General features: G+C 74.3%; 8 protein-coding genes and 1 pseudogene. 8 read left to right on the top strand and 1 reads right to left on the bottom strand.

Annotated elements, in window-relative coordinates; genetic code table 11:
- Positions 1 to 161: 161 nt before the first annotated feature.
- From ACZ7D7_RS32040 to ACZ7D7_RS32025, 4 genes and pseudogenes are all read left to right on the top strand, one after another.
- Entirely contained in the window at positions 162 to 1,691 is a 1,530-nt protein-coding gene (locus ACZ7D7_RS32040) for a DUF4331 domain-containing protein (protein ID WP_470828894.1), read from the top strand.
- A 107-nt stretch (positions 1,692 to 1,798) separates the two neighbouring features.
- On the top strand, positions 1,799 to 3,280 hold the full coding sequence (locus ACZ7D7_RS32035; RefSeq protein ID WP_470828892.1) for a tetratricopeptide repeat protein: 1,482 nt from the start codon (positions 1,799 to 1,801) through the stop codon (positions 3,278 to 3,280).
- Positions 3,277 to 4,876: pseudogene (locus tag ACZ7D7_RS32030) on the top strand (urease accessory protein UreH domain-containing protein). Before ACZ7D7_RS32035 ends, ACZ7D7_RS32030 begins: the two are co-directional and overlap by 4 nt.
- 51 nt (positions 4,877 to 4,927) lie before the next feature.
- Positions 4,928 to 6,577 (top strand): serine/threonine-protein kinase, encoded by a 1,650-nt coding sequence (locus ACZ7D7_RS32025; RefSeq protein ID WP_470828891.1) that lies wholly within the window; start codon positions 4,928 to 4,930, stop codon positions 6,575 to 6,577.
- Between the two features lie 4 nt (positions 6,578 to 6,581).
- On the opposite strand, the gene ACZ7D7_RS32020 is transcribed toward ACZ7D7_RS32025, so the two are convergent.
- Positions 6,582 to 7,376 (bottom strand): SGNH/GDSL hydrolase family protein, encoded by a 795-nt coding sequence (locus ACZ7D7_RS32020; protein WP_470828889.1) that lies wholly within the window; start codon positions 7,374 to 7,376, stop codon positions 6,582 to 6,584.
- A gap of 325 nt (positions 7,377 to 7,701) precedes the next feature.
- On the opposite strand from ACZ7D7_RS32020, the gene ACZ7D7_RS32015 reads away from it, so the two are divergent.
- From ACZ7D7_RS32015 to ACZ7D7_RS32000, 4 genes are all read left to right on the top strand, one after another.
- Positions 7,702 to 8,907 carry a S8 family peptidase gene (locus tag ACZ7D7_RS32015; RefSeq protein WP_470828888.1) on the top strand — a complete coding sequence of 402 codons (1,206 nt, stop codon included), beginning with the start codon at positions 7,702 to 7,704 and terminating at the stop codon, positions 8,905 to 8,907.
- 453 nt (positions 8,908 to 9,360) lie between these two features.
- A complete protein-coding gene (locus ACZ7D7_RS32010; protein WP_470828886.1) occupies positions 9,361 to 10,185 on the top strand; it encodes a glycosyltransferase family 2 protein in 825 nt (274 codons plus the stop codon).
- A complete protein-coding gene (locus tag ACZ7D7_RS32005; protein ID WP_470828885.1) occupies positions 10,182 to 11,186 on the top strand; it encodes a glycosyltransferase family 2 protein in 1,005 nt (334 codons plus the stop codon). The genes ACZ7D7_RS32010 and ACZ7D7_RS32005 overlap by 4 nt, the downstream gene beginning before the upstream one ends.
- Complete coding sequence (locus ACZ7D7_RS32000) at positions 11,179 to 11,967, top strand: polysaccharide deacetylase family protein (protein WP_470828884.1); 789 nt, start codon at positions 11,179 to 11,181, stop codon at positions 11,965 to 11,967. The genes ACZ7D7_RS32005 and ACZ7D7_RS32000 overlap by 8 nt, the downstream gene beginning before the upstream one ends.
- The last annotated feature ends 74 nt before the right edge of the window (positions 11,968 to 12,041 follow it).

Raw genomic sequence — 12,041 nt, 5'->3', positions numbered from 1 at the left:
GGAAATCGCGGTCCGGGGACGTGAAGTGGCGCCGCGCGGAGGCCTTTTCGGTTCTCGCCGCCGGGCGGCGTCCTTTCCGGTTCCTCAGGTGCGACCAATCCGGCCGCGGCCGCGCTCCGAATCACCGTGCGTCAGGCAAGTCGGCACGGAGGACGGACGGCATGACAGTCAACTCCAGGAGCGGTGCGGGACGCGGGGCACTCGCGACCCTCGTATGCGGTGCGCTGGCCGCCGGGGGGCTCGCGGCCGCCGGGGCGACCGCGCTGCGACCGGAGGCGGCCGCCGCCTCCAGCCACCGGGAGGCCCCGTTGGTCTCGGGGACTCCGCAGTACGACACCACGGACGTGTACGCGTTCGTGAGTCCGGACAAGCCGGACACGACGACCCTCATCGCGAACTGGATCCCGTTCCAGGAGCCCGCGGGCGGGCCGAACTTCTTCCCGTTCGCGGAGGACGCGCAGTACGACATCCACGTCGACAACGACGGCGACGCGCAGGGCGACGTGCTGTTCCGCTACACGTTCACGACGCACGTCAAGAACGACAAGACGTTCCTCTACAACACGGGTCCGGTGGAGAGCCTGGACGATCCGGACCTCAACGTCACGCAGACGTACGACATCGAGATGCTGAAGCCGGCGGACGGGAGGCCGGCGTCGAGGACGAGGCTCGCCAACGACGTGCCGGTGGCGCCGTCGAACGTGGGCAAGGCGTCGATGCCGGACTGCGGCAAGCTGCGCGGGCAGGCCGTGCACCGACTGGCGGGCGGGGTGACCACATTCGCCGGTCAGGCCGACGACCCGTTCTTCCTCGACCTCAGGGTCTTCGACCTGCTGTACGGCGGGGACCTGTCCGAGGTCGGGAACGACACCCTCAAGGGCTACAACGTCAACTCCGTGGCGCTCCAGGTCCCGCACCACATGATCACCGAGTCGGCGGAGCAGCCGGTGGTCGGGATCTGGTCGACGACGCGGCGCGAGAACGCGCAGGGGCACTTCCGGCAGGTCTCGCGGCTGGGCAACCCGCTGGTGAACGAGGTCGTCAACCCGCTGAAGGACAAGGACGCGTTCAACGCGTCGGCGCCGGCGGACGACGCGCGGTTCCTGCCGAACGTGACCAACCCCGAACTGCCGAAGCTCATCGAGCAGATCTACAAGATCGACGCGCCGGACGAGCCGCGCGACGACCTGGTCGACGTGTTCCTCAAGGGCGTCGAGGGTCTCAACCGCCCGCCGCACGTGACTCCTTCGGAGCAGTTGCGCCTCAACACGTCGGTGAAACCGGCCGCCGAGCCGAAGCGCCTGGGGGTGCTCGACGGGGACAACGCGGGCTTCCCGAACGGCCGTCGGCTCACCGACGACGTCATCGACGCCTCGCTCCAGGTCGTCGAGGGCGAGCTGCTGGGTGCGAAGAACGACCTGGGCGACGCGGTCGACGCCAACGACAAGGAGTTCGGGCACGTCTTCCCGTACCTCGCCGAGCCGACGGAGGGCTCGCGCGGACCGCTCGCCGAGGGCACGGCCGAGGGCAACGACGTGCGCAGCGGACTCGGCGACGCGCTCCGCCCGGCCGGGGCGGCGGGCTCCGGCGACCGGACCCTCATCGCCGTCTCCGCCGGGGCGGGCGCGGCCGGAGTCGTCCTGGTCGGCGCGGGGCTGCTGTGGTGGCGCCGCCGGGGCCGGGCGTACTGACCGGCCCCCACCGACCGGCGCGGCCCGCGCGAACGTATACATCCCCCACGGCGCGCGGGCCGCTCCGCTCCCCATCTTCCATACGGAACAAGCCACTTGGAGGGGGCATGGCCCCGCGTACGAACGACGGCGCCCCGGGGGCGGGCGGCACGCCGGAGTCCGACCCGAGTACGACCGACCCGCGTCCGGCCGACCCACGTCCGGCCGACCCGCCCGTGACCGGCCGGGAGGCCGGGGTCGGCCCGCTGCCGGGTCACCGGGAGCCGAAGGACGGTCCCCGCGGCCTCGGCCGCGGGGTGCGGCTCGTCGGGTGTGTGGGGCTGTTGGCCCTGGTGCTGAGCGCCGGGGGTGTGGTGGCCGGGGCGGGGCAGGACGGGCGGGAGGGGGTCGCCGTGGCCGCGCCCGGTGCGTGGCGCGGCACCGGCAGCGCAACCGACATCGGCTCGTTGCGGGCCCGGCCGACGGACTTCGCGGGCTGGGCCGCCCTCGGGACGGCCCATGTGGAGGCGGCCCGGACGCAGGGCGACCCCTCGCATTACCCCCGGGCCGACAAGGCCCTGCGGCGCTCCCTCGACCTGGCGCCCGGCAACGACCAGGCCCTCGCCGGCCGCGCCGCCCTGGCCGCCGCCCGGCACGACTTCCCGGGCGCCCTCGGCCTCGCGGACCGCGCCCTGCGGCGCAACCCCTACAACGAACGCGCGCTGGCCACCCGTGTCGACGCCCTCGTGGAACTCGGCCGTTACGACGCGGCGGCGCGCGCCGCCGACACCGCCGACGACCGGCGACTGGGCATCCCGGTGTTCACCCGGTACGCGTACGTGCGGGAGTTGCGCGGCGACACGGCCACCGCGCGCCGCGTGCTGGAACAGGCGCTCGCCGCGGCCACCGCCCCCGCGGACGTCGCGTACGTCGCCGGTCAGCTCGGTCAGCTCGCCTGGCGGGAGGGCGACCACGAGCGCGCGCTGCGGCACTGCGCCCGCGCCCTCGCCGCCGACGAGGACCACGTGCTCGCCCTGGAGGTCCGGGCCAGGGCACGGGCCGCCGGTGGTGACGTCGCCGGGGCCATCCGTGACCTGGAGACCGTCACCGCCCGTCGGCCGCTGCCCGGGCCGCTGGTCGCGCTCGGCGAGCTGTATGAGACGCGCGGCGCCGAGGGGGACGCGGCCAGGGCCCGCGCGCAGTACGCCCTCGTCGACGCCTGGACGCGCCTCGCCCGCGCGGGCGGCGTCAACCCCGACCTCGACACGGCGCTCGCCGCCGCCGACCACGGCGACCGGGCGGCGGCGCTGCGCGCGGCCCGCGCCGAGTGGTCGCGCCGCCGCACCGTGCACACGGCGGACGCGCTCGCGTGGGCGCTGCACGTCAACGGCCGGGACGCGGAGGCCCTGCCGTACGCCCGCCGGGCCACGGCGACCGGCTACCGCGACGCCGCGTTCCTCTTCCACCGCGGCATGATCGAGCGGGCCACGGGGCGCGCGGCGCAAGCCCGCGCCTCCCTGCGCGCCGCCCTGCGGCTCAACCCCCACTTCTCCCCCCTCGGCGCGCGCGAGGCACGCGCGGCGCTCTTCGGACCGGAGGCGACCCGGTGACGCCCCGCCGCGCGTTCGCCTTCGCGGCGGCCGTCCTCACGGCCGCCTGCGCGCTCGCGCTGGTGCCCGTCACCGGCGCGAGCGCGCACCCGCTCGGCAACTTCACCGTCAACCGTTACGACGGCCTCGTCGCCGCCCCCGGCGAACTCCGCGTCCACCACGTCGAGGACCTCGCCGAGATCCCGGCGACGCAGGCGCGGCCCGGCATCGACGGGCTGGGGCTCGCCGAGTGGGCACGGCGGCGCTGCGCCGACGCCGCGCGGGACAGCGAGGTCACCGTCGACGGGCGCCGCGTCGCGCTCTCCCCGGGGCGCGGGCACGCGCGCGTGCGTCCCGGCCAGGCCGGTCTGGACACGGTCCGGGTGGAGTGCCGGATGGCGGCTCCGCTGCCCGGGGACGCGGCGGTCGCGGTCGGGTTCCGCGCCGCTGGCGCCTCGTCCGGGCCCGGCTGGCGGGAGATCACCGCACGCGGCGACCGCACGACGCTCACCGCGTCCGACGTGCCGACGGCTTCGGCCTCGCGCGAACTGACCCGCTACCCCGAGGAGTTGCTCTCCTCCCCCGCCGACACCGCGACCGCGTCCCTGCGGGTGCGGCCCGGCGGCCCGGCCCTCTCCGATCAGGCACGCGGCGAGGAAACGAGCAGCGAAAGGACAAGCGGCGAGGAGACAAGCGGTGACGAGGGGCGGCCCGAGCAGGCCCGGGACGCCACCGGCGCCTCCGCCGTACTGCCGCTCGGCGCCGACCGCTTCACCCGGGTCCTGGACTCCCTGCTCGCCCGGCGGGACCTCGGCGCCGGGCTCGCCGCGCTCGCCGTGGCCGTCGCCGTCGCCCTCGGCGCGACGCACGCGCTGGCTCCCGGGCACGGCAAGACCCTGATGGCCGCGACCGCCGCCGCGCGGGGCGGCCGGGCCCGCCCGGGGGACGTCCTGCCCCTGGCCGCCTCGGTGACCGTCACCCACACCCTGGGCGTGCTCGCCCTCGGCGTGCTGGTCACCGCCGGTTCGGCCGCCACGCCCGCCGTGCTCGCCTGGCTCGGCCTCGCGAGCGGCGTCCTGGTGACCCTGGCGGGCGCGACCCTCGTACGCCGCGCCCTGCGCAACCGGGGGCACACGCACCCCCACGAGCACCCTCATGCCCACGCCCACCCGGACTCCGAAGGCCACGCGCACACCCACGACGACAGCCATTCCCAGGCCCACCCCCAGGCCCGTTCCGACGCCCATTCCCACGCCCAGGGCCATCCCCACCCGCCTCCCACCCTCCGCGGCACCCTCCTCCTCGGCTTCGCCGGAGGCCTCGTGCCCAGCCCTTCGGCCGTCGTCGTCCTCGTCGGCGCCGCCGCGCTCGGCCACGCCTGGTTCGGCCTGCTGCTCGTCGTCGCCTACGGCCTCGGCCTCGCCCTCACCCTGACCGCGGCCGGCCTGGCGGTGGTCCGGCTGGGCGGTGGCGTGGCCCGGCTGCTGAACCGGCGCCCGCGTTCCGGGCCGCTGGTGGCCCTCGCGCGCCGCACCGTGCCGCTGGGCTCCGCCTTCCTCGTCGTGGCCGTCGGGGCCGGACTGGTGTTCAGGGGGGGCGGCATCCGCACTCGGCTGAGCTACTTTCGTGAGGAAGCACAAAAGAAGCGGATGATTCGCCCGGCTGCGAATGGGGGCGCACGTGTCCGAGGAACCGGGCAGTGAGCGAGTGATCGCCGGTCGTTACCGACTGCTGTCGCCGCTCGGCGAGGGCGGCATGGGGACGGTGTGGCGCGCCCGTGACGAGGTCCTGCACCGCGAGGTGGCGGTCAAGGAGGTGCGCGCCCCGGCGGGGCTGCCCGCCTCCGACGTGCAGCGGCTGTACGCCCGTCTGGAGCGGGAGGCGTGGGCGGCGGCCCGGATCACCGACCGGAACGTGGTGACCGTGTACGACGTGGCCACCGAGGACGACCGGCCGTGGATCGTCATGGAGCTGGTGCGCGGCCTGTCCCTGGCGGACGTCCTGGACGCCGAGGGGCCCCTGCCGCCGCCGCGCGCGGCGGCGATCGGCGCGGAGGTGCTCGCCGCGCTGCGGGCGGCGCACGGGGCGGGGGTGCTGCACCGGGACGTCAAGCCGGCGAACGTGCTCATCGCGAACGACGGCCGGATCGTCCTCACGGACTTCGGGATCGCCACGGTCGAGGGCAGCTCCGCGCTGACCATGACCGGCGAGGTCGTCGGCTCCCCGGAGTTCCTCGCCCCGGAGCGCGCGCTGGGGCGCACGCCCGGTCCCGAGTCCGACCTGTGGTCGCTGGGCGTGCTGCTGTACGCGGCGGTGGAGGGGCACTCGCCGTTCCGTCAGGACACGCCGCTGAGCACGCTGCGCGCCGTCGTCGACGAGGAGTTGCCGCCGCCGCGCCGGGCGGGTCCGCTCGCCCCGGTCATCGAGGGCCTGCTGCGCAAGGATCCCGCCGAGCGGCTGCCGGCCGACCGTGCCGAGCGGGAGTTGCGGCTCGTGGGCGCGGGCGGCACGCCACGGGCGGACGCGCTGCGGGCGTCCCCGTACGCGCCGACGGTGGCGGGCCACCCTCGCCCGGCGCCGACCCCACCGATGCCGGCCCCGGTCGCCCCGGGCCCGGGTGGCGCGACGGCCGGCGGGGCGACGGTGGACGGCACGCGGACGGACGGGGAACGGCCGGAGCGCCGTCGCCGGGCGGGGGCGGCGCTGATCGCGGGTGCGGTGGCCGCGGTCCTGGCGCTGGGCGGGCTGACGTACGCGCTGCTGAACGACGGCGACGGGGGCGGCGGGGAGAGCGGCGCGGGCACCAACGACCCGGGAGCGGCGGTGAGTTCGCCCGCGGAGACCGGTGGCGACGCGCGGGAGACGGCCGGTCCGGGCAGTGCGGCCCCTTCTCCGGCGCCGAGCGGCAGTGGCCCGGCGACCACGCGTCCGCCGCAGTCGGTCACGGTGACCGTGGCGGGCGCCAACACGGCGTATTCCGGGAGCTGTCCGCCGCCGCACGGGCGAGCTCCGGCCTTCACGGCGACGTTCACGGTGGGCCGGCTGCCGGCGCTTGTGAGCTACCGGTGGGTGTCGCGGGACGGTGACGTCCTGGACTCGGGCTGGAAGACGCTGTCGTTCCCGCAGGGCGGTTCGCGCACCGGGCGGGACACCGCGGTCGTGACGACGTACGACGAGGGCGGGACGTTCGAGAACGCGATCGGCGTGGAGGTGCGGTCCCCGGTGCGGGTCACGTCGGGCTCGGTGCCGTTCTCGGTGACCTGCGTGGCGGAGACCCCGACGGACGAGGTCTCCGCCTCCGTGACGCCCTCTTCGTGACGGGTCAGTCCAGGCTGTTCAGGACGGGCAGGTAGCCGCCGGACTGGCCGGCCGCGGTGGGGTGGTACGACTCGCCCATGTTGGACCAGTTCACGCTGTGCAGCCAGGAGGCGCCGGAGCAGAGCTCGTGGCCGGTGAAGGTGCCGCGGACGTCACCGAAGGAGAAGCCGTAACTGCGGGCCACTTCGGCGGTCTTGTTGTTGAGGTGGTCGGAGGCGTCGTTGATGGCCTTGCGCTTGGTCTCGGACAGGCCGATGCAGGCGGTGCCGAGCTTGTAGAAGCGGGGGTAGCCCAGCACGACGACCTTCGCGGAGGTCGCCCGGCTGCGGATCGCCGAGTAGACGTTGCGCAGGCTGCCCGGCAGCGTCGAGTCGACGTAGGCGCGGGCGGTGGCGACGCGGTTCAGACAGGTGCTGTCGGACCCGAGCACACAGGTCGTCATGACGTCGGCGAAGCCCGCGTCGTTGCCGCCGATGCTGATGGAGACAAGGCTCGTCGAGGAGTTGAGCGGGCCGAGCTGACCTGACAGGACATCACCCGTTCGCGCGCCCGAACAGGCCATGAAGGAGAACGACGAGGGTGCGTTGGCGGCGGCCCAGAGATAGGGGTGGGCCTTCGTGCTGCGCTTGCAGTCGCCGCTGGTGCTGATGTAGCTGCCGGCCCCGACTCCCGAGGCGTAGGAGTCGCCGAGGGCCACGTACGGGCCCGTGGCGGCGCTTGCCGTGGTCGCCCCGGTGAGGACGGTACCTACGGCGAGCAGAAGCGAACTCATAAGGACGGCGATGCGGGAACGTCTCATGAAATCTCCCTTTTAGCAGGATCTCTGCTGCAACTCGGGCACCAGCTACGCGTGTTGACTGGTGGTGTCCATGCCAAGTCATTCCCCTCCCCCACGGCGTTCACCCATCGACTTCACGCCACCGCCATGCCTTCTTGTTACGTGCTCACGACAAATTTGTTGACGGCTGTTCAAACCTCTTGTTCTGCGCGGGAAGTAGATCCACTCTGTACCCGGCCCGCGAGCGGAACGCGACGTCTCCCGGGCCGTGCGGGCGATCACGCCCGCACCCCCCACAGACGCGTGCCCCACCCAGGCACGCGCGCCAAGAGGAGGACCCCCTCGCATGGCTCAGCTGCGTAGCAAGAGACTGCGGTTCGCCGCCACGACCACCCTGGCGACCGCCGCCCTCGTCGGCGGACTCACCGCCCTGCCCGCCCAGGCCGCCCCCGCCGAGGGCACCGTGCTGGCGGCCGGCTCCCCGACCGCGGTCAAGGACAGCTACATCGTCACGCTGAAGAAGGCGGCCGGCTTCAAGGCCTCCTCGACCACGGGCAAGAACCTCATCAAGGAGTACGGCGGCACGGTCAAGAAGACGTTCGGCACCGCGCTGAACGGCTACACCGCGACCCTCTCCGCCGAGGAGGCCCGCCGCCTCGCCGCCGACCCGGCGGTCGCCTCCGTCGAGCAGGACCAGCGCGTGCAGGTCACCGCCACGCAGACCAATGCGCCCTGGGGCCTGGACCGCATCGACCAGACCTCCCTGCCGCTCAACGGCACCTACACCTACCCGGACACCGCGGGTGCCGGTGTGACGGTGTACGTCATCGACACCGGCGTGCGCATCAGCCACAGCCAGATCTCCGGCCGCGCGGTCAACGGCTACGACGCCGTCGACGGCGACAACGTCGCCCAGGACGGCAACGGCCACGGCACCCACGTGGCCACGACGGTCGCGGGCAGCACGTACGGCGTCGCCAAGCGCGCCAAGATCGTCGCCGTCCGGGTGCTGAACAACAGCGGCTCCGGCACGATCGCGGGCGTGATCGCGGGCGTCGACTGGGTCACCAAGAACCACTCCGGCCCCTCGGTCGCCAACATGTCGCTCGGCGGCGGCGCCTCCAGCACCCTGGACACCGCGGTCCGCAACTCCATAGCCAGCGGCGTGACCTACGCCGTCGCCGCCGGCAACAGCAACACCAGCGCCTCCTCCTCGTCCCCGGCGCGCGTCGCCGAGGCCATCACGGTCGGCGCCACCACCAGCACGGACGCCCGGGCCAGCTACTCCAACTACGGCTCCGCGCTGGACATCTTCGCCCCCGGCTCCTCCATCACGGCCGGCTGGCACACCAGCGACACCGCGACGAACACCATCTCCGGTACGTCGATGGCCACCCCGCACGTCGCGGGCGCGGCCGCCGTCTACCTCGCGGGCCACACCTCGGCCACGCCGTCCCAGGTCGCCTCGGCGCTGGTCAACGGCGCGACCACCGGCAAGGTCACCAGCGCGGGCACCGGCTCCCCGAACCGCCTGCTGAAGCTCGTCCCGTAAGTCCGGCGGCGGCGCGGCAGCGGCGCCCCCGCCCGAACCACCGGTCCCCGGAGGCACTTCCGCCTCCGGGGACCTTTCATTCCCTCCGAAACCCTCCAATACAGCAAAAACGTGCTGGCTCGGTACAGGTCTTGCCATACGGGTTCATTCGTCAATACCGTCAGACACCTCACCCGCACCGGTCCGTCGGCTCACGGCTCCAGGGGAGGGCTCAGGGACCGCGACGCACCGGCGCGGGGCGCGGTAGGGGGGTGCCGTGCTCGGTGACCGTGACGGCCATCGAGTCGTGCCGCGCGGTCGGCCGCCGTCTCGGGGCCGGTCAGTTCTGCCAGCTCACCCGGCATGGCCAGGTTCCGTTCCGTCATGCCCCGGGTGAGAACCCCCCTTTCGAACCGGACGAAAAGCCGGGCGGCCCAGGGATGGGCCGCCCACCGGACGAGAGGGACCACCGTCATGACCTCAGTCCTGCCGCCGGCACTGACCGGCGAGGAACAGGAACCACCACCGGCCGGCCGGTACCGGCCCATCTCCTCGCACCTGGCGATCACCCCACCGGTGAGCGTCGTGATCCCCGCGATGAACGAGGCGGAGAATCTGCCGTACGTCTTCAAGACCCTGCCGCCCTGGATCCACGAAGTGGTCCTGGTGGACGGCAACTCCACCGACGACACCGTGGCGGTGGCCCGCGAGCTGTGGCCCGGGGTGAAGGTCGTCGGACAGCTCGGCCGGGGCAAGGGGGACGCCCTGATCACCGGGTTCCGGGCCTGCACCGGCGACATCGTCGTGATGGTCGACGCGGACGGCTCGGCCGACGGCGACGAGATCGTGTCGTACGTCTCCGCCCTGGTCGCGGGCGCCGACTTCGCCAAGGGCTCGCGCTTCGCCAACGGCGGCGGCACCGACGACATGACGTGGGTCCGCAGACTCGGCAACCGCGCCCTGTGCGCGGTCGTCAACCGCAAGTTCGGCGCCCGCTACACCGACCTGTGCTACGGCTACAACGCGTTCTGGCGGCACTGCCTGGACGAGATCGACCTCGACTGCACCGGCTTCGAGGTCGAGACGCTGATGAACATCCGCGTCGTCAAGGCCGGCCTGAAGGTGCAGGAGATCCCCAGCCACGAGTACCTGCGCATCCACGGCACGAGCAATCTGCGCGCCGTGCGGGACGGACTGCGCGTCCTGCGCGTCATCCTTCAGGAGCGGTCGAACCGGCGTGCGCTGCGCCGCGCGCGCCGGTCGCCGCGGTTCGGCCCGGTCCGGGGAGAGGTGTCTTGAGCGCACCCGGCAGCCCGGGCCCGGACGTCTCCGTGGTGATCTGTGCCTACACCGAGGACCGCTGGACGGACATCCTTGCGGCGGTCTCCTCGGTGCGGGCGCAGTCCCGGTCCGCCCTGGAGACCCTGCTGGTCGTCGACCACAACCCGGCCCTGCTGGACCGGCTGGCCACGGAGTACGAGGGGACCGCGGACGTGCGGGTGCTCGCCAACGCGGGCCCCCGCGGCCTGTCCGCCGGCCGCAACACCGGCATCGCCGCCTCCCGCGGTGAGGTCGTGGCGTTCCTCGACGACGACGCCGTGGCCGAGCGGGACTGGCTGCGCCACCTCGCCGCGGGGTACGCCGACCCGCGTGTCCTGGCCGTCGGCGGGCGGACGCTGCCCGTGTGGGCGTCGGGCCGCCGCCCGGCGTGGTTCCCGGAGGAGTTCGACTGGGTGGTGGGCTGCACGTACCGGGGCCTGCCGCCCGGCCTGGTCCGGGTGCGCAACGTCCTCGGCGGCAACGCCTCGTTCCGGCGCACCGCGTTCGCCGAAGCGGGCGGTTTCGCCACCGGCATCGGACGGGACGGCGACAAGCGCCCGCTGGGCTGCGAGGAGACGGAACTGTGCATCCGCCTCGGCCGGGCCCGTCCGGACGCCGTCCTGCTGATCGACGACCGCGCGGTGATCCACCACCGGGTGCCCGCGGCCCGGGAGCGCTTCGGCTACTTCCGCGCCCGCGCGTACGCCGAAGGGCTGTCGAAGGCACTGGTGGCGCGGAGCGTCGGCGCGGGCCAGGGCCTCCAGTCCGAACGCCGGTACGCCGCGCGGGTCCTGCCGGCCGGGGTGGCGCGCGGGCTGCGCGACGCCGTGCTGGCCCGGCGGGGCGGCGCGGGCCGGGCGGGCGCCATCGTCGCCGGGGTCCTCACGGCGACCGGCGGGTACGTGGTGGGCAGCGTGCGGGCCCGGCGCGGCCGGGCGGCCTTCACGGTGCCCGCGATCCCGGAGGCGGCCCGTGGCTGACACGCGCGTGCCGATCCTCATGTACCACTCGGTGGCGACCGACCCGAACGCCGCGACGCGCGCGCTGTCCGTGTCGCCGGAGGCGTTCGCGGCCCAGATGGCGCTCGTCGCCGACCGGGGGTTCACGCCCGTCACCACCGCGGAACTGGCGTCGAGCTGGCGCACGGGCGCGCCCCTGTCGGACCGCCCGGTGCTCGTCACGTTCGACGACGGCTACGAGGGCGTGCACCGGCACGCCCTCCCCGTCCTCGCCCAACACGGCTTCGCGGCCACGCTGTTCGTCACCACCGGCTGGCTGCGCGGGCCGTACGACACCGGGGGCGCCCTCGACACCATGCTGGACTGGGCGCAGGTCAGCGAACTCGCCGCCGCCGGTGTGGAGATCGGCGCACACAGCCACACCCACCCGCAGCTCGACCAGTTGCCCGACGGCCGTTTGCGGACCGAGCTGATCCGCTGCCGGGACCTCCTCGCCGACCGGCTGGACGGCGCGCCCGCCTCGTTCGCCCACCCGTACGGCCACTCCAGTCGGCGGGTGCGGCGGGCGGTGCGGGAGGCGGGCTACGCGCAGGCCCTCGCCGTCGGCAACGACCTCGCACGGCGCGCGCAGGGGCCGTACGCCCTGCGCCGGGTCACCGTGCGGCGCGGCACGGGGCTCGACGCGTTCGCGCGGCTCGTCGAGGGCCGCGCGATCGGCCGCGCTTTCGTCAAGGACCGCGCCCTCACCAAGGGGTACGCCGTGGTGCGCAGGGCCCGGCAGGTGGTGGCCGGGGTGCGCTGAGCGCCGTCGCAGGGGCGCGTGCCGCGTGGGCCGGGGAAACCGGGTGCACGCGGCGCCCGCGTGCCGGATCATGG

Source organism: Streptomyces sp. NPDC037054, assembly GCF_055606745.1.
This window is presented reverse-complemented; position numbering and strand designations above follow the sequence as displayed.